Origin of the sequence: Citrobacter sp. RHB21-C05, from assembly GCF_013889015.1 — a bacterium.
GTDB classification, from domain to species: domain Bacteria; phylum Pseudomonadota; class Gammaproteobacteria; order Enterobacterales; family Enterobacteriaceae; genus Citrobacter_A; species Citrobacter_A sedlakii.
In genome coordinates this window covers 924,871-942,465 of sequence record NZ_CP057611.1, presented here as the reverse complement: position 1 = coordinate 942,465, position 17,595 = coordinate 924,871, and the positions used below count along the sequence as shown (strand labels likewise).

Here is a 17,595-nt window from a genome sequence, read left to right as displayed (position 1 = left end):
GGCACAACGTACCGGTTTGTTGTTCAGAAGAGAGAACATGGATGATTAGAAGCTGTAACGGAATCCAAGATTCGCCTGAACAGGGTCTTCTTGCTTATTCCCTTTTGCATAATCAAGTTCGGCAAACAGTGAAAGCTCCTTGTTGAAGGACGCACTTACCCCGATACCCGCTTTTCCCAGGTCACCGGAAAGATTGGTGGTAAACGTATTGCGCTGGTTAATTGTCGTACTGTTGTTGTCGACATATTCATGCACCCACGCCGCTTTGAAATACGGCGTAATAGATGTCCCTTTGTTTAGCAGGAAAGTACGTCCAAGATTAAAACCAGCTTCTGTGGTCAGCGAATCCTGATCGTCAATGCTGCCTTTCATGCCATTATTCAGTTTGATATCCTGACCTTTAACCTGAATTGCGGCAACCTTTGCATACGGCTCAAACCAAAAATGGTTCTGGAAATGGATGCTCTTACCCACTTCGATCGCTGCGCCCAGAGCATGTTGACTGTAATCGGCCGAAATACCGCTTCCATTTGTCGATACTGCATTTAAAGCGTTATCAAAATGGTTGTACTTCAGTATGCCATCAACATACCATCCCTCGTTGTGAAACCAGGTGGCCTGTGCGCCAATGCTAAGGCTATCAATACGGCTTACGCCCCCTCGCGCATGCTTCACCTTACCGCTGTTATAGCTTGTAAACAGACCAACACGTGTTTTGGCGCCTTCGGTTGCCATTATTTGGTCAACGCCTAACTCTATTCCCGATTGTTCAAGTTTAAAGTCAGTATGCCCGCTGTCGATATTTGAGTTTCCACCCGTGAAACGCACCCATGCGCCATTGTCACCTTCCGTTTTCTCCGCCAGGCCTTGCCGGAAGCGTAAATTCTGCATCTCGTTTTTAAACATGATAACGGGCGCCGCTGACATAGAAAGCACAGCATCCGTCGCGGGCGTGGTTTTCGGCTTGTCCGTGATGGACGGAATTTCCTGACCCGGATCAGGTGTAGGATCGACAGGTGTCGGGGTTTCTTCGCCCGGTTCAGGAGTCGGAATTTCTTCTCCCGGTTCTGGCTCCGGAATTTCGACTACAGGCTCTTTTTCTGCTGCCAGATACCAAATTTTACCGGTGTCTTCATCTCTTTCATAAAGCGAATACATGTAGGTACCGCCGTCAATGGCACTAATATTGGTACCGGCGAGCGTGGCAAGGCTAAAACTCGCTCCACCGCTTGCATCGGAAATAATATCAAGGCTGCGTCTATCCGGCTCTGTGATCTCCGCACCTGAATCGGCTACGGTAACGTTATGGTTGCCGGTACCCGAGGTGATGTTCAGGTAGTCCCCTTTGCCGCCTTCTAAAGAGGTATTGAAGTAAAAATGTAAATTGCCAGACAGTGAGTCAACATTCAGTCTGGAGTAAATAGCCGCACCGCTGGTGGCATCGCTGCCAGTGTAATACCTGACATTACCTTGTCCAGACAAGGCACCTACGGTTGCCGCGTCACTGTCACTGCTGTTGGCGATAATCAACAATGTTGAATCGCTGCCATTCAGCGCTACGTTATCTGCCCTCGCCCCGCCATCAGCGGATGTAGAAAGCTGCAATTGCCCCCGGTCATTAACCTGCGTTGCTCCTGTCATTGTTGCGCTATTCGCCAACCAGGATTTCGCGCTGCCGTTAATGGTGACATTTTCCGTGGTCGCATTACCATACACCGTCTGTATCGCCGCATCGTTCAGCGTCACATTATTCGCAGCAGAGCCAGCGTAAATCGTCTGTACGGCATTATCGTTCAGGGTGACGATGTTAGCCGTACCGCCCTGTTGTAATACCTGCGCCCCGGTACCAAACAACGTCGTATTATTGGCGACGCCGGCAATGGCTGATGTATCCGAACCGTTGATAAACAAGTACTGAATGCCACCGCTTTTGATGGTTGTATCATTCACTACGCCGCTGTTATAGACATATTGACGTCCATCTTCATTGATGGTCGCGCTATTTGCGATACCCGATAAGGTCACATACTGGATGCCGCCGTTAATCTGCGCATTACTGGAGACTCCAGACTGCTGAGCATATTCGTAGCCGCCTTGATCAATAACGGTACCGCTGCTGCTGCCACCTTCGTAGACAAATAATTTCCCGCCATCACTGACGTTATTATCTATGGCTTTACCAGTACTCCCGGTGTTCCCACTGTTAGAAACATAAGCGGTCCCCCCTTCCAGATGAGAATTTTGCAGCGTGCCACCATCATATACGCGTACTAAGCCGCCACTTTTAATTTTTATATTGGATGCGGTAGCGGGTACTGTACTATCAAAACCACCATTCGCTATTTTTGAGACCTGCGTGATGTAAACTTCGGCGCCCGAGTTGACGATAGAATCTTCCATAAAACCGAGCACACTCATCAGGCTACCGCTCAACATATTGACGTTCATTGCCGTGCCAGCGTAGCCATTAACCCCACCATAGTTATATGCGCCAATTTCGATGCAGCGATTTGCGTCAAGATCGCCAGTCACCGTTGCAGAGCCGCCATACGATACGCTGGTGCGGCTACCGCAAAATGTCGCGGCAAAGGAAGATTGCGATAATGATATCGCCGTCAGAAATGCAAGTGTCGTCAGTTGTGTTTTAAGCTTCATCATTTAATACCATGCGTGTGATACAGATAAAAATAAAAAAAACGCCCCTCTTGCGTAAAATACTTGGGGATTTTTAGCGGGTGATAGCGGGAGGGAAATAAAATGATGCGACTGATACATTAAAAAAATCAGCAGGTTGGAGTTCCTTCCTATATATACCATCCCTTAATTGCTATGGTATGGAAAAGAATAAAACTAAGCAAGATGGTGATATAATTACGAAACGTGATTTTTAATGGAAAAATCCTAACCAAAATGAGTTATCGCCAATAAATATAAATTTTACATATTGCAAAAACAGTTAGATAAAATTGCCGATGCTTTTTTTGGCTGATTTTTCTTAACCACTCCAGGAATATTGCTCTCTTTTTATGAGATAACGAAATTTCACTTTCAGCACTTTTTGCTAAAGTATCGTGACAGGCTGGAAGAGGTCAGACATTTTCGGGAAAATAAGCGCGCGCATGATGGCGGGATACCGTGACGAAAGTCCCAGAATTTTAGCCCTGTAACAACATGGTTATCGTCATTAAATCCCCGCTTTCGCAGGGATCTGTCAACACATAACTCACTGGAGTATCAAGAGTTTTTCATTGAATGCTTTACTGATTATTCCATAACATCAAAACGCAGTGGTTGAGTGGTATTAGAATATGGAATAAAAGGGCCTGTAGGCTTTCTTATGTTTCACCAGGGCAAGTATTATAGTGATTCAACCTTCCTGAAGAAATTACCCCTCGTGCAAACCGCATTCGCGTTTCAGGCCAAAGAAGCGGGTTTCTTCTTCTGCCATCCCCGGCTCCCACTTGCGGGTAGTGTGCGTGTCGCCCACCGAGAGATAGCCTTCATCCCACAGCGGGTGGTATTTCAGGCCGTGTTTTTGCAGGTACTGGTACACCGTGCGGTTGTCCCAGTCGATGATGGGCAACACCTTAAACACCCCACGCTGAATGGCCAGCACCGGCAGATGGGCCCGACTCCCGGACTGCTCGCGACGCAAACCGGCAAACCAGGTCTGCGCGTTCAGCTCTTTCAGCGCACGGTTCATTGGCTCGACTTTGTTGATCTCATTGTACTTCTCAATGCCCTCAACGCCCTGTTCCCAGAGTTTGCCGTAGCGCGCCTCCTGCCAGGCCGCGCTTTCAGTCGCGCGGTACACCTTCAGGTTCAGCTTGAGCTTGTCCGTTAACTCATCAATAAAGCGGTAGGTTTCCGGAAACAAATAACCGGTATCAGTGAGGATCACCGGAATGTCCGGGCGGATCTGATTGACCAGATGCAAACTGACCGCCGCCTGAATGCCAAAGCTGGACGACAGCACGTATTCACCGGGCAGATTTTCCAGCGCCCAGACCACGCGGCCTTCTGCATCCCGTTTTTCCAGCTGGCTGTTGATTTCTGCCAACGCCATAACACGTTCAACTTTTGGCAGATCGTTCAGGGCGTTTAGATCGAGTATGGACATAAGAACCTCGTTTGCCTGCATTGCCGGGCGGCAATGACGTTTGCCCGGCCTGAAAACCTAAAGGCCCGGTAAGCGAAGCGCCTCCGGGCAAAGGCGTGGTTATTCCCAAAAATCCCGCGCAGGATCGCGCACCGGGCGAATAATGCCCGCACGCACCGTAAAGTCGCCGAAGCCTTCACCCGCTTCGCGCTCTTTCACCCAGCGCCCGATCAGTTCATCCAGCGAGGCCAGAATCTCCGGCTCGGTGATATTCTCTTTAAACATGCGGGGAATACGCGTTCCGATGCGGTTGCCGCCCAGATGCAGGTTGTAACGCCCCGGCGCTTTCCCGACCAGCCCCACTTCCGCCAGCATGGCGCGGCCACAGCCGTTCGGGCAACCGGTCACGCGCATAACAATATGCTCATCGCTCACCCCATGCTTCGCCATCAGCGTATCGACCTTATCAATAAAGGTCGGCAGGAAGCGTTCAGCCTCTGCCATTGCCAGCGGACAGGTCGGGAACGAGACGCAAGCCATTGAGTTTTCCCGCTGCGGCGTTACGGCATTCATTAAGCCGCTCTCCTGCGCGATCTTCTCTATTTTCGCTTTTTCGCTCTCCGGCACGCCGGCAATAATCAGGTTCTGGTTAGCGGTAATGCGGAATTCACCTTTATGGATCTTCGAAATCTCAAGCAGACCCGTTTTCAGCGGACGGCCCGGATAATCCAGAATACGGCCATTTTCAATAAACAGCGTCAGGTGCCAGTTATTGTCGATGCCTTTTACCCAGCCGATACGATCGCCGCGACCGGTGAATTCATACGGGCGAATCGGCGCAAATGTGATCCCCGCGCGACGTTCAACCTCCGCTTTAAATGTCTCAACGCCCACGCGCTCCAGGGTGTATTTGGTTTTCGCGTTTTTACGGTCGGTGCGGTTACCCCAGTCGCGCTGGGTGGTGACCACCGCTTCAGCCACCGCCAGCGTGTGCTCCAGCGGCAGGAAGCCGAACTCGCTCGCGGTGCGGGCATAGGTTTTCTTGTTACCGTGTTCGATGGACAATCCGCCGCCCACCAGCAGGTTAAAGCCCACCAGCTTGCCGTTTTCCGCCACGGCGACAAAGTTCATGTCGTTGGCATGCAGATCGATATCATTCTGCGGCGGGATCACCACCGTGGTTTTGAACTTACGCGGCAGATAGGTCTGACCGAGAATCGGTTCTTCATCGGTGGTCGCGACCTTTTCCTGATCCAGCCAGATCTCCGCATAAGCGCGGGTGCGCGGCAGCAGATGCTCAGAGATTTTCTTCGCCCACGCGTAGGCTTCGGCATGCAGCTCAGACTCATAAGGGTTCGAGGTGCAGAGCACGTTGCGGTTCATGTCGTTGGCGGTCGCCAGCGCATCCAGTCCAACGGAGTGCAGCATCTGGTGCACCGGCTTCACGTTTTTCTTCAGAATGCCGTGGAACTGGAAGGTCTGACGGTTGGTCAGACGGATGCTGCCGTAAATCGTGTTTTCAGCCGCGAACTTGTCGATCGCCTGCCACTGTTTCGTGGTGATGACGCCGCCCGGCAAACGGCAGCGCAGCAGCATCGCGTGACGCGGCTCCAGCTTCTGCTCGGCGCGCTCGGCGCGGATATCGCGATCGTCCTGCTGATACATACCGTGAAAGCGGATCAACAGGAAGTTGTCGCCTTTAAACCCGCCGGTGAGACCGTCATTCAGATCTTCAGCAATGGTGCCGCGCAGGTAGTTGCTTTCCAGCTTCATGCGCTCGGCGTCTGACAGTTTACCTTCGACCACCAGTGGTCCTGGATGTTTTTCGCTCATTAGTAGACATCTCGCTGATAACGGCGCTCTACGCGCAGCTCACTTAAAAATTCATCCGCTGCTTCGGCGTCCATCCCGCCGAATTCAGCAATCACGTCCAGCAGTGCCTGCTCAACGTCCTTCGCCATGCGATTGGCGTCGCCGCAGACATAAATGTGCGCGCCGTCGTTAATCCAGCGCCACAGTTCTGCGCCCTGTTCGCGCAGTTTGTCTTGTACGTAGACTTTTTCTTTTTGATCGCGTGACCAGGCCAGATCGATGCGCGTGAGCACGCCCTCTTTAACGTAGCGCTGCCATTCCACCTGGTAGAGGAAATCTTCGGTAAAGTGCGGATTGCCAAAAAACAGCCAGTTTTTCCCCGGCGCTTCATCCGCCGCGCGCTGCTGCATAAAGGCGCGGAAGGGGGCGATACCGGTGCCAGGACCGATCATAATGACTGGCGTTTGTGGGTTTTCCGGCAGACGGAAATTATCATTGTGTTCGATGAACACGCGCACTTCGCCTTCTTCTTCGACACGATCGGCGAGGAAACTGGACGCACCACCGGCACGGGCACGGCCTTCCACCTCATAACGTACCGCGCCGACGGTAATATGCACTTCGCTTTCCACTTCCGCCTGCGATGAGGCAATGGAATACAGGCGCGGCGTAAGCGGACGCAGCAGGCCGATCAGCGCGTCTGCATCCAGTTGTGCCGGTGAGAAGCGCAGCATGTCGACAATCGGCGTCGTCGCCGCGTAGTGCTGCAACTGCGCTTTATCGCCCACCAGCGGCAACAGGGATTCACTGCGCGTTAGCGTGGCGTAGTTTTCAACGATATTGGCGGTGTTGACCGTTAACTCAAAATGCCACTGCAACGCCTCCGACAGCGGGAGGTTTTTCCCGTCGACCGTTACGGGTTCATCGCCTTTCAGCCATACCAGCTCGACAATCTCTTTAACCAGCGCCGGATCGTTCTGATACCAGACGCCCAGCGCATCGCCAGGCTGGTAACGCAGGCCGGAATCGCCAAGGTCGATCTCGATATGGCGCACGTCCTTTTCTGAATTGCGCCCGGTAATCTTTTGATTGACCGAAAGCGATGCGCTGAGCGGCGCTTCTTTGGTGTAGGGGCTGGAGTGAATTTCGTTAACCGCACCACTGGCAATGACCTGCGAAGGGGCAGCGACCGGCGCACGGGATTTCAACACGTCAACCACGCGCGCACGCCATTCTGCGGCGGCGGGCAGGTATTCGACGTCGGCATCCACGCGATCCAGTAAACGCTCACCGCCCAGTTCCGCCAGCCTGCTGTCGAAATCTTTCCCGGCCTGGCAGAAGAATTCATACGACGTATCGCCAAGACCGAACACGGCAAAGGCGGTATTTTCCAGCTTCGGCGCTTTTTTCGAAAACAGGAACTTGTGCAGCGCGACGGCTTCTTCCGGCGGTTCCCCTTCTCCCTGCGTGGAAGCCACAACAACCAGCAGCTTTTCATTGCCGATCTGTTTGAATTTGTAGTCGCCTGCGTTGACCAGCGTGACGCTGAGTTTAGCCGCCAGCAAATCATCACGCAGCGCTTCTGCGACACGGCGCGCATTGCCGGTCTGGGAAGCGGAAATCAGCGTGATGCCCGGCATTTCAGCGACCGGCGCAGGCGGTGACACGGCTGCGCCCGGCTGCTGATTCAGCATGCCCCAGAAATAGCCAGAGACCCAGGCAAGCTGCGTGGGCGAGAGATCGGTTGTGGCCGCCTGAAGGCGCGCCAGCTGCTCCGGGTTCAGCGGAAGCAAAGCGGAAGGTGGGGCCTGTGTCGTCATGCGTCGTTATGTTCCAGTAAGCAAAGCGGATTTAAGCGATAAAACCCAAACTGAGGGTAAGGTTAACGGCGGGGATAATAACAATTAAAGAAGGGTTGGAAATATCAAATAACCAAATGGACTAACCTGTTTTAGTTATCGTTATTAACAATAAAAGCGATTAAATAACCCGCTGAAATATATAGAGATACACATTATTCAGCGCGTCAATTCCGTAATCAACGCGTCATGGCCGCTTTAGTTAATGCGAAAAAATGTACTTTGCTGTACCCTACGGCGGTTTTTGCCTGACTGAGAATTTAAGATGACCACCACCCTGTTTAAAGATTTCACCTTCGAAGCCGCTCACCGTTTGCCGCACGTCCCGGAAGGACATAAATGTGGTCGTCTGCACGGGCACTCTTTTATGGTGCGCCTGGAGGTTACCGGCGAAGTTGATCCGCACACGGGTTGGATTATTGATTTTGCAGAACTGAAGGCGGCGTTTAAGCCGACCTATGACCGTCTGGATCACTACTACCTGAATGATATTCCGGGTTTGTCGAATCCCACCAGCGAAGTGCTGGCGAAGTGGATTTGGGAACAGGTAAAACCCGCAGTACCGTTACTGAGCGCGGTGATGGTAAAAGAAACGTGTACGGCAGGCTGCGTCTATCGCGGCGAATGATCCGCATTTTCCCCAGCTACCTGGCGTATAACCGGGATGTGCCGGGAGTCAACATTCCTTTACCGTCAATCTGATAGGGTTATGTGCTCTGGATAAAGGAGCACAGCATGGTTGACGATTTCGATATTATTTTTGTCGGGGCAGGGATAGCGGGAACCGCTTGTGCTTTACGTTGCGCCCGCGCCGGACTGTCGGTGCTGTTGCTTGAGCGTGGAGAACGCCCCGGCAGTAAAAACCTTTCCGGCGGACGACTCTACGCGCATGCGCTCGCCGAACTTCTCCCCCACTTCCAACGCACCGCCCCGCTGGAACGACGAATTACCCAGGAAAACCTCACGTTACTCACGCATGACGGCGCGACAACCTACTCCAGCCTGCGTTCGGACGGGGCGTCATGGAGCCTGTTGCGCGCCCGCTTCGATCCCTGGTTTGTCGCCCAGGCGGAAGCCGAAGGTGTTCAGTTTATCAGCGGCGTGACGGTTGAAGCGCTGCATTGTGAAAAGGGCAGGGTTTGCGGCGTGATTGCTGACAACGAGACGCTGCGCGCCCGCTATGTTGTCCTGGCGGAAGGCGCAAACAGCCTTCTGGCGGAACGTTATGGTTTTTTGCCGCCGCCATCGCGAAGCAGTATGGCGCTGGACAAACAATTGCTTGAGGAGCGTTTTCGCTTATCTTCTGAAGAAGGCGCAGCGATGTTGTTCAGTGGTGAAATTTGTGCCGATCGGCCCGGCGGAGCGTTCCTGTATACCAATCAGGACACGCTCTCTTTTGGCGTCGTCTGTCCCCTCTCCTCGCTGGCGCAGGGTGATATTCCGGCAGGCAGACTGCTGGAGCGGCTGAAAACGCATCCGGCGCTTCGCCCTTTACTCAAAGGCAGCGAAACACTGGAGTACGGCGCCCATCTGGTGCCGGAAGGCGGCCTGCATAGTCTGCCCGTGCAATATGCAGGGGAAGGCTGGCTGCTGGTCGGAGATGCGCTACGTAGCTGCGTCAATACCGGCTTCACAATCAGAGGAATGGACATGGCGCTTCTCGGCGCGCAGGCCGCGGCGCAAACGCTAATTCACGCCTGCCAGAAACGCGATCCGCAAAATCTTTTTCCGGCCTACCATCAGGATATTCAGCACAGTCTGCTGTGGGACGTTCTGCAACGCTACCGTCATCTTCCGGACCTGTTACAGCGCCCGGGATGGTATCGTCAATGGCCCGCGCTGATGGATGATGTTTCCCGCGAAATCTGGCGTCAGGGAGAGGGACCGGTGGCCCCGCTGCGCCAGGTTGTCTGGCGTCATCTCCGTCGTCACGGCCTGCGTCATTTAGCAGGCGATATTATCAGGAGCATACGATGTCTGTAGCCCGCAACGTCTGGCGTCCCGCCAGTTTTTCCCATATCGTTCCCGCCAGGCAGATCGACCACGAAACGGCCGCGCGGTTGATCGCCGCCTGCCCTGCCGGGCTGTATTCCCTGTCACCGGAAGGCGAATTGCTCATCGACTTTCGCGGCTGTCTGGAGTGCGGCGCCTGTCGCCTGTTGTGCGACGATGAAATGTTGCTACAGTGGCGCTATCCCGCGTCCGGTGCTGGCATCGCTTACCGCTTCGGCTAATATTTATAAGGATAATCTATGCCCCTGTTACACCTGCTCCGCCAGAATCCCGTCATTGCCGCCGTAAAAGATAATGCCAGCCTGCAGTTAGCGATTGACTCCGAATGTCTGTTCATCTCCGTGCTGTATGGCAATATCTGCACCATCAGCAACATCGTGAAGAAGATCAAGAATGCCGGAAAATATGCGTTTATCCACGTTGATCTGCTGGAGGGAGCATCGAATAAAGAGGTGGTCATTCAGTTTCTGAAGCTGGTCACCGAGGCAGATGGCATCATCAGCACCAAAGCCCCGATGCTTAAAGCCGCACGGGCGGAGGGCTTTTTCTGCATCCATCGCCTGTTTATCGTCGACTCCATCTCTTTTCACAATATTGATAAGCAAGTCGCGCAGTCAAATCCGGACTGTATTGAGATTTTGCCCGGCTGCATGCCAAAAGTGCTGGGTTGGGTCACGGAAAAAATACGCCAGCCGCTGATTGCCGGCGGGCTGGTCTGCGATGAGGAAGACGCGCGCAATGCTATAAAAGCCGGCGTGGCGGCGCTTTCCACCACCAATACCGACGTCTGGACGCTGGCTAAAAAGCTGAATTAGCCTCAGCGGCCGGAGGGCAAACACCCTGAGGCTACGTTTTCGTACACGCCACGAGTTCCTCCAGCACCTCTGGCCAGTCATCGACGATACCGACATCCGCCTGGGAAAAAACAGGCGCGTCGGGATCGCAATTTATCGCCACGACAAACTGACTCTGGCGAATCCCGGCCATCAACGCCGCCGCGCCGGAAGCTCCCGCCACAATACAGACATCCGGCGAAAGCAGATGGCCGGTGATGCCAACCATCCGTTCCACATCCACTCCGCCGTTCATCACCCGCGCCCGGCTGTATCCCGCCTCGGCGCGTAGCGCCTGGGCCAGAGCGGTGATGTTATCCTCTTCAACCTCGCGGCCTCCCTGCCCAACCACCAGAACATGGCTGGCCTGTAACAGAGGGTGCCTGTTTTCGCTTTTCACGCTTTCAAGGTGTTCGAGCCAGTCAGGTGGTTCCGCCGGGACGATACGTCGTTCCGTCATAACTGGCAAAACCGACGCTGACGCGCCCGCATCAGGCTGGCGCGCCAGTGAGAGGCACACAGGACAACCGGAGACAGGCAGGGACGCTAAGAGCGCGCCCCCCCAATGTGATTTACTCACCCGCCCTTGTTGCAGGTCTGCGGTAACCACCTGACATACGCTATCACCCCGTAGCCGCCAGGCCAGACGTGTTGCAAGCTCATCGCCGAACGAACCAGAGGGAAAGATCAGCACCCCGGCAGGCGTTATCGCCCATTGGGCGGCCAGCGCGTCGAGCACCTGTTCCGCAACCGCCGGTACGGAATCGATTACCCAGCGCTCCACTTCCGCCGCACCGGGGGCATTTGCCGCGATCCATCCCGCCATTGCCGCACATTCTCCGGGCGTGGTAATCATTGCTATTTTCATGGCGCGCACCTCTGACGCAAATAGTCCCGCCATAAAATCCGGGCCTTTTCTTGCGCCGTCGCGCCGTCGATAATTTTCGCGCGCCGTCGCTGTTCCGGTCGCGTCAGCGCCAGACAATTGCGCCCCTGAGGCACCACAATGTCGACGGGCTGGCGGATAATCTCCGCTTTGGCCGCCGCCAGGCGCTGGCGCATGCCGGGCACAGGGAGCGCCACTTCGCCACACTGTCTGACGGCGATGACCGCCGGAAGACGTACCCGGCAACGACGAAGCCCGGACTCCATTCGCTGATCAACGCTGATGAAGGGCGCCTCAAGCGCAAAACGCGTCACCTGGCTAAAGCATGGCCACCCCAGCATTTCCGCCAGCAGAAACGGCGTTTGCCCGTTCTGCCCTTCGCTACTCTGGCATCCAGTGATAATCAGGTCGGCCCCGTGACGGTAATGCCAGTCGGCGATCTGCCCGGCGATGAATGCTGGCGCAAATCGCAGATCCGCCCCGTTCTCCAGCAGTACCGTCTTATCAAAACCCAGCGCGGAAAAATAGCGTAACCAGTGCAGCGACCGTTCATCGCCGATGTTCAGCGCCGTCAGGACCATCTCACAACCTGCCCGGCGCTCAGCCAACAGCAATGCGGCGGCGGCCTGCTCGTCGGCGCCAGGCGAGCTGCGCAGCAAAGCGGTGTCGGGGCCGCAGGTATCCTGTGTCGCAGCCAGCCAGTCCTTTTCCGCCAGCATGCCGGAGTCCGGCTCTGCTTTAAACGCTAACAGAATGTTCATTTACCCCTCCCTGTCTTTTCTCCACCCTCCCGGCCACCGCCAGCGGCAATGCCTTCGTTTCCGGCGCCCATAGCCAGGTCACGATAAATCCAATCAGTAACACGCCCGCCAATAGCAACAACGTGACCTGCATTCCCCATTGCGCCAGCGTCAAAGGTAACAGACCGGTGCTTATCGCAGCGCCAAGCCGACTCATCGCCGTCGCAAATCCAACGCCCAGCGAACGAATATCAGTCGGGAAGCTTTCCGCAGGCAGGATCCCCACCAGGTTGCTGACAGCAGAAATCGTGGTGCTGAACAGAACAAACAGCAGCAATGTGAAAGCGCTGCCTGGCGGCAAGAAAGCCATCACGAACAGCGTTGCCGCAAGCAGAAGGAAACTGCCGAGCAGGAACCGACGATGCGTCAACAGATGCGTTAATAGTAGCCCCAGCAGTGCGCCGACAATTAATAGCGCATTCAGCAGCAGGCTGGCGGTAAGCGCATCCTCCAGACCAACAGTCCGGGCAATCGTCGGCAGCCAGGTATAGATAACAAACCACGGGATCACCAGGCAGACAAAGAAAACGCTGTTAAAAACAGTTCGCCGCCAGTAGCGAGCGGAAAAGAGCGTTTTAATATGTTTAGTGGACGCGGCGGCAATTTCATCGCCGGGCAGGACGTGCGGGCCAAAATAGCGATGAACCACCGCATGAGCTTCCGCAAAGCGTCCCTGGCGTATCAGCCAGCGAGGTGATTCCGGCGTTCCCCAACGAAGCAAAGTAATCAACAGTGCGGGCAACGCCGCCGAGGCAAGCAGCCAGCGCCAGGCATCCGGGCTTGCGGAAATGAAATGATGTCCAACCAGACTCGCCAGTACGTAGCCGATAGTCCATACCACGCTGAATGCTCCGAGCAGAACTCCCCGATGACGTCGCGGCGCAAATTCAGCCAACAGCGTATGGCCGACGGAATAATCGCCGCCAAGCCCAATCCCGATGAGGATCCGTAACGCGATCAGCTGTTCCGGCGTTGAGACGAAAAACTGCAAAAATGAAGCGATAGTGATCAGCATAAAGCTGAAGGTAAAAATCTTCTGTCGGCCGATATGATCGGACACCCAGCCCAGTATAAGGCTACCGAGAAAAAGCCCGAGCAACGCGGCTCCGCCAATCATCCCGGCCATAAAAGGCGTCAGTTGCATTGCTGACATCAATGGGATAATGGCGTAACCCACCCCACCAAGAACATATCCGTCAGTAAGATGCGCGCCAAAGGTTAACGCCGCAATACGGCAGTGAAAAGCATTTAACGGTAAGTCATCCATGCGCACCGGTGAAGTGTTCATTTCTACCCCTTCATTGTCCGGTAAAAAAAGTGGCTTCCCGAGCGGGAAGCCACCTGTTACGTTATTTCTCGATGGGATAAATCGTCCCCGTATTCATTATGCCGTTCGGATCAAACTGGCGTTTGAGACCTTCCAGAAGCGGCCATGCGCTGCCATGCTCCAGCTTGCTCCAGTGAACGCGATGCTTACCAATGCCGTGGTGATGCACCATTGAGCCGCCCAGTCTGATAGTCTCTTCGCAGATGATCTTATTCAGTGGATTATGGTATTTATCGATCTCTTCTTCCGGCTTACAGTCCACTACGTTGTAGTCATAGACAAAATACATATTGGTGCCGTTGATATAACTGTGAGAAGAGTGACCGCCGAGCATGGTGATATCATCCGCGTGGGGAAACTCATTACGGATACGCCTGATCACATTTTCGTAGATCTGGTGAATACATCCCCAACCGCCCGACACTTCTGTCGTGAATCCCATATTGCCGGTTTTCAGGATCTGCACCCGCTCAGCCGCCACTTTCTCCGGCCCCCAGTTCAGTTGATTGAACCAGTTCTCAATAAGCCTGCTGTCCACACGCTGGCACTCCGGATAGCGCGCCACGATCTCAGCAATCCCTTCACCGGTCGCTTTCGCTATCCGCGCGTTTCCCTCGGCCATAAAGATGAGTACGCATTTGCCATCGGCAAAATGGGTGAAGTGCTGGGTGCCGTCCTCGGCGTCATACAGGCGCGCAATGGAGGGCCGATATCCCTCTACCATCACATCGCGGAGGATATCGAAACCAACCTTCATATCATCAAGGATATAGCCGTAAAAGAGATTGTTTTCCGGCGTAAATTTAAAAATTTTCACTGTGACTTCAGTGATATAGCACAGCGCGCCTTCATTACCGATAATAATATGGCGAATATCCGGCCCGGCAGCGCGGCGCGGGACGTTCTTAATTCGGGTGACAGTTCCATCCGCCAGCACCGCTTCCAGCCCGACGACCATATCTTCAATCGCGCCGTACAGGGTGGAAAACTGCCCAATACTGCGGGTCGCTACCAGCCCACCCATCTGAGCCAGGGGTTTAGATTGCGGCGAATGGCCGGTGGTATAACCTTTCTCACGTAGCGCGTTCTCCAGAATCTCAAGCGGAACGCCGCACTGCGCCGTCGCTTGCATATTTTCAACGTCAATGCTCAGGATCTGATTCATCCCTGCGCCATCAAGGACAACGGAATTTTTGACTACGGTTTCCAGCCCGCCTTCGGTTGCGGATGCGCCGGTACGCGGTACGCCATTGATTTTATGCTGGTTCATAAACGCCAGTACGCGGGACACCTGTTCTGTCGATCCCAGCTTCACGACAGCCGCGGGCAGTGGCAGCGTATAAACGCCGTGAATATCCGCATATTTGCGAAAGCGATCAATACTGTTTTTCTTTAACACCGTTTCATCGGTAATGACACGTTCTGAACCGACAATTTCTTTTAACTGGTCAACAATCGCTTCTCGAGATAAAGTCATAGCCCTTCCTTCCTGATAAGTCATTCGGAATAATGAATAAAAACAGAAACCACCGCCATAAATTAGCGGACCAGATAACCACCATCGACGACCAGTAAATGACCGTTAACATAATCAGAAGCCTGACTGGCAAGGAATATCGCCGCGCCCATTAAATCCTGAGTATCTCCCCAACGATTTGCCGGGATATGATCCAACACCCGTTGATTTGTTTCCGGATTACTGCGCGTCGCTAATGTAATATCTGTTGCATAATAGCCAGGGGCAATGCCATTAACCTGGATATTGTATTGCCCCAGTTCATCACAATATGCTTTCGTCAACCCGGCAAGCGCATGTTTAGTTGCGGAATAAGCTGGCGACCATTGCCCGCCAAGATAAGAGAACAAAGAACAGATATTAATAATTTTACCGCTATGTTGCGGGATCATTATTTTGGCGGCCTCATGGCTTAACTCAAATGCCGCGGTCAGGTTAACGTCAATCATCGGATCCCAGTCCGCGCGGCCAAAGTCCAGTACTTTGTTCAGCTTACAAATCCCGGCGTTATTCACCAGAATATCCACGGTGCCGAAACGTTCGCAGCAGGCGGCGATAATCTTCTGCGGCGCCCCTTTTTCCGTGATATCCACATGCATAAACTCAACTTCAACACCCTGTTTTTCAATAAGTTCCCTGCTTTCCTCATGGTCTTTTATAAAGCTCGGGATAAACAGATTCGCCCCAGCCTTCGCCAACGCCGTTGCGAAAGCGAGGCCCAGGCCGCTGTTGCCGCCCGTTACGATCGCGGTTTTTCCTTGCAACGAGAAAAAATTCATTGAGAACGCATTGAGAGATTCGATCGACATAGTAAGCTCCACATTCCTTAAGGCAAAAAAAAAGAAAGGTAACTTCCCCGGCGACAGGGAAGTTACCTTTCTCATTATCTCTGGTAACTGTGATATGTTTTAACACAGCGTTAATCTATCTTACGTGATCGAAATCACAGTTGCCCGTTTCATTTTATAAATAAGCCAAACATCCAGAAGCGTGATTATTCTCACACACTTATTAGCCCTTCCATGCTATTTCTGAATGCAATTACTAGAGACCTGAGAAAAGTAATCCACCTGAAAAGGCGGTTTACTTTTCTCTTTTTTTTGTCTGTCAAAAATGGGAATTCGATATGCACCAGAACTCATATCGTCGTTGGATAACCCTCGCTATTATAAGCTTTAGCGGAGGCGTCAGTTTCGATCTGGCTTATTTACGCTATATATATCAGATTCCCATGGCAAAATTTATGGGGTTTAGCAATACCGAAATCGGGCTAATAATGAGTACGTTCGGCGTTGCCGCTATTATTCTTTATGCTCCCAGCGGGGTTATTGCCGATAAATTTTCGCATCGCAAAATGATTACCTCAGCAATGATATTAACCGGCATGCTCGGTCTGCTGATGATGACTTACCCACCGTTGTAGGTCATGCTCTGTATCCAGGTCGCTTTTGCAGTCACCACGATCCTGATGCTGTGGTCAGTCTCAATCAAAGCCGCGTCACTGCTGGGAGACCACAGCGAGCAGGGCAAAATAATGGGTTGGATGGAAGGGCTTCGCGGCGTGGGCGTTATGTCACTGGCGGTATTCACTATGTGGGTCTTTTCCCGCTTCGCGCCGGATGACAGCAACAGCCTGAAGGCCGTGATTCTGATTTACAGCGTTGTGTACATCCTGCTGGGCATTTTATGCTGGTTCTTCGTTAGCGACAGCCACGCCCGTCGCGACAGTGTGGCGGTCGAAAAACAGACGTTTCAGCTACGCGATATTCTGGCGGTATTGCGTATCAGCACGACATGGTACTGCAGTATGGTCATTTTCGGCGTCTTTACCATCTATGCCATTCTCAGCTACTCCACCAATTATCTGACCGAAATGTACGGCATGTCGCTGGTGGCGGCAAGCTACATGGGGATCGTCATCAATAAAATCTTCCGTGCGATCTGCGGACCGTTGGGTGGGATCATTACCACTTACAGCAAAATCAAATCCCCTACGCGGGTGATCCAGTTGCTCTCCTGTGTCGGCGCGCTCACGCTCATCGCACTGCTGGCGACCAATACCAATCCGCAGTCCGTGGTGATGGGGATCGGGTTGATTCTGCTCCTCGGTTTCACCTGTTACGCCTCCCGTGGGCTGTACTGGGCCTGTCCCGGCGAAGCCAGAACGCCGTCTTACATTATGGGAACCACCGTAGGGATCTGTTCAGTGATCGGTTTCCTGCCAGACGTCTTTGTCTATCCGATCGTCGGGTACTGGCAGGACACCCTGCCAGCTGCCGAAGCTTACCGCAACATGTGGCTGATGGGACTGGCGGCGCTGTGCATGGTGATCTTTTTTACCTTCTTACTGTTTCGCAAAATTCGTACCGCCAACGCCGTACCGGAAAAGTTAACCTCACTGGCTGCTGATACCACCGGCGAGTGAAGAGAGAAAATTAAAGGAGAATGGC

At 53.4% G+C, this 17,595-nt stretch carries 13 protein-coding genes and 1 pseudogene; 5 read left to right on the top strand and 9 right to left on the bottom strand.

The annotated features are described in order from the left end of the window. Positions 1-45: 45 nt before the first annotated feature. The 4 genes from HVX72_RS04435 to cysJ all read right to left on the bottom strand — a co-directional run bounded on the left by HVX72_RS04435 (position 46) and on the right by cysJ (position 7,731). Positions 46-2,658, bottom strand: coding sequence for an autotransporter outer membrane beta-barrel domain-containing protein (locus HVX72_RS04435; protein ID WP_181822618.1), 2,613 nt, complete (start codon positions 2,656-2,658; stop codon positions 46-48). 727 nt (positions 2,659-3,385) lie between these two features. Beyond that, complete coding sequence (gene cysH / locus HVX72_RS04430) at positions 3,386-4,120, bottom strand: phosphoadenosine phosphosulfate reductase (RefSeq protein WP_042288763.1); 735 nt, start codon at positions 4,118-4,120, stop codon at positions 3,386-3,388. 99 nt (positions 4,121-4,219) lie between these two features. Then, positions 4,220-5,932, bottom strand: coding sequence for an assimilatory sulfite reductase (NADPH) hemoprotein subunit (gene cysI / locus HVX72_RS04425; protein ID WP_042288765.1), 1,713 nt, complete (start codon positions 5,930-5,932; stop codon positions 4,220-4,222). After that, positions 5,932-7,731, bottom strand: a complete 1,800-nt coding sequence (gene cysJ, locus HVX72_RS04420; protein ID WP_181822617.1) for an NADPH-dependent assimilatory sulfite reductase flavoprotein subunit — start codon at positions 7,729-7,731, stop codon at positions 5,932-5,934. The genes cysI and cysJ overlap by 1 nt, the downstream gene beginning before the upstream one ends. 304 nt (positions 7,732-8,035) lie before the next feature. On the opposite strand from cysJ, the gene queD reads away from it, so the two are divergent. The 4 genes from queD to HVX72_RS04400 all read left to right on the top strand — a co-directional run bounded on the left by queD (position 8,036) and on the right by HVX72_RS04400 (position 10,598). After that, complete coding sequence (gene queD, locus HVX72_RS04415; protein ID WP_060569385.1) at positions 8,036-8,398, top strand: 6-carboxytetrahydropterin synthase QueD; 363 nt, start codon at positions 8,036-8,038, stop codon at positions 8,396-8,398. Between the two features lie 107 nt (positions 8,399-8,505). Beyond that, a complete protein-coding gene (locus HVX72_RS04410) occupies positions 8,506-9,753 on the top strand; it encodes an FAD-dependent oxidoreductase (RefSeq protein WP_181822616.1) in 1,248 nt (415 codons plus the stop codon). Further along, positions 9,744-10,004 (top strand): ferredoxin, encoded by a 261-nt coding sequence (locus HVX72_RS04405; RefSeq protein ID WP_042288777.1) that lies wholly within the window; start codon positions 9,744-9,746, stop codon positions 10,002-10,004. Before HVX72_RS04410 ends, HVX72_RS04405 begins: the two co-directional genes overlap by 10 nt. Before the next feature lie 18 nt (positions 10,005-10,022). Beyond that, positions 10,023-10,598 (top strand): glycerol-3-phosphate responsive antiterminator, encoded by a 576-nt coding sequence (locus HVX72_RS04400; protein WP_042288779.1) that lies wholly within the window; start codon positions 10,023-10,025, stop codon positions 10,596-10,598. Between the two features lie 31 nt (positions 10,599-10,629). Here the strand turns inward: HVX72_RS04400 and HVX72_RS04395 are convergent, their stop codons facing one another. From HVX72_RS04395 to HVX72_RS04375, 5 genes are all read right to left on the bottom strand, one after another. After that, a complete protein-coding gene (locus HVX72_RS04395) occupies positions 10,630-11,484 on the bottom strand; it encodes an electron transfer flavoprotein subunit alpha/FixB family protein (RefSeq protein WP_181822615.1) in 855 nt (284 codons plus the stop codon). Next, positions 11,481-12,263, bottom strand: a complete 783-nt coding sequence (locus HVX72_RS04390; protein ID WP_181822614.1) for an electron transfer flavoprotein subunit beta/FixA family protein — start codon at positions 12,261-12,263, stop codon at positions 11,481-11,483. The genes HVX72_RS04395 and HVX72_RS04390 overlap by 4 nt, the downstream gene beginning before the upstream one ends. After that, on the bottom strand, positions 12,241-13,668 hold the full coding sequence (locus tag HVX72_RS04385; RefSeq protein ID WP_249418875.1) for an MFS transporter: 1,428 nt from the start codon (positions 13,666-13,668) through the stop codon (positions 12,241-12,243). Before HVX72_RS04385 ends, HVX72_RS04390 begins: the two co-directional genes overlap by 23 nt. Next, positions 13,652-15,106, bottom strand: a complete 1,455-nt coding sequence (locus HVX72_RS04380) for an FAD-binding oxidoreductase (RefSeq protein ID WP_042288788.1) — start codon at positions 15,104-15,106, stop codon at positions 13,652-13,654. Before HVX72_RS04380 ends, HVX72_RS04385 begins: the two co-directional genes overlap by 17 nt. A 62-nt stretch (positions 15,107-15,168) precedes the next feature. Beyond that, positions 15,169-15,954 carry an SDR family oxidoreductase gene (locus HVX72_RS04375; protein ID WP_042288792.1) on the bottom strand — a complete coding sequence of 262 codons (786 nt, stop codon included), beginning with the start codon at positions 15,952-15,954 and terminating at the stop codon, positions 15,169-15,171. A gap of 317 nt (positions 15,955-16,271) precedes the next feature. Here HVX72_RS04375 and HVX72_RS04370 point away from each other — a divergent pair. Further along, positions 16,272-17,570, top strand: a pseudogene (locus HVX72_RS04370) (MFS transporter). Positions 17,571-17,595 lie beyond the last annotated feature (25 nt).

Coding starts and splice junctions, on each gene's coding strand:
- HVX72_RS04435 (WP_181822618.1), bottom strand. CDS start 2,658: ATGATGAAGCTTAAAACACAACTGACGACACTTGCATTTCTGACGGCG.
- HVX72_RS04395 (WP_181822615.1), bottom strand. CDS start 11,484: ATGAAAATAGCAATGATTACCACGCCCGGAGAATGTGCGGCAATGGCG.
- HVX72_RS04390 (WP_181822614.1), bottom strand. CDS start 12,263: ATGAACATTCTGTTAGCGTTTAAAGCAGAGCCGGACTCCGGCATGCTG.
- cysI (WP_042288765.1), bottom strand. CDS start 5,932: ATGAGCGAAAAACATCCAGGACCACTGGTGGTCGAAGGTAAACTGTCA.
- HVX72_RS04380 (WP_042288788.1), bottom strand. CDS start 15,106: ATGACTTTATCTCGAGAAGCGATTGTTGACCAGTTAAAAGAAATTGTC.
- cysJ (WP_181822617.1), bottom strand. CDS start 7,731: ATGACGACACAGGCCCCACCTTCCGCTTTGCTTCCGCTGAACCCGGAG.
- HVX72_RS04410 (WP_181822616.1), top strand. CDS start 8,506: ATGGTTGACGATTTCGATATTATTTTTGTCGGGGCAGGGATAGCGGGA.
- HVX72_RS04400 (WP_042288779.1), top strand. CDS start 10,023: ATGCCCCTGTTACACCTGCTCCGCCAGAATCCCGTCATTGCCGCCGTA.
- HVX72_RS04375 (WP_042288792.1), bottom strand. CDS start 15,954: ATGTCGATCGAATCTCTCAATGCGTTCTCAATGAATTTTTTCTCGTTG.
- queD (WP_060569385.1), top strand. CDS start 8,036: ATGACCACCACCCTGTTTAAAGATTTCACCTTCGAAGCCGCTCACCGT.
- cysH (WP_042288763.1), bottom strand. CDS start 4,120: ATGTCCATACTCGATCTAAACGCCCTGAACGATCTGCCAAAAGTTGAA.
- HVX72_RS04405 (WP_042288777.1), top strand. CDS start 9,744: ATGTCTGTAGCCCGCAACGTCTGGCGTCCCGCCAGTTTTTCCCATATC.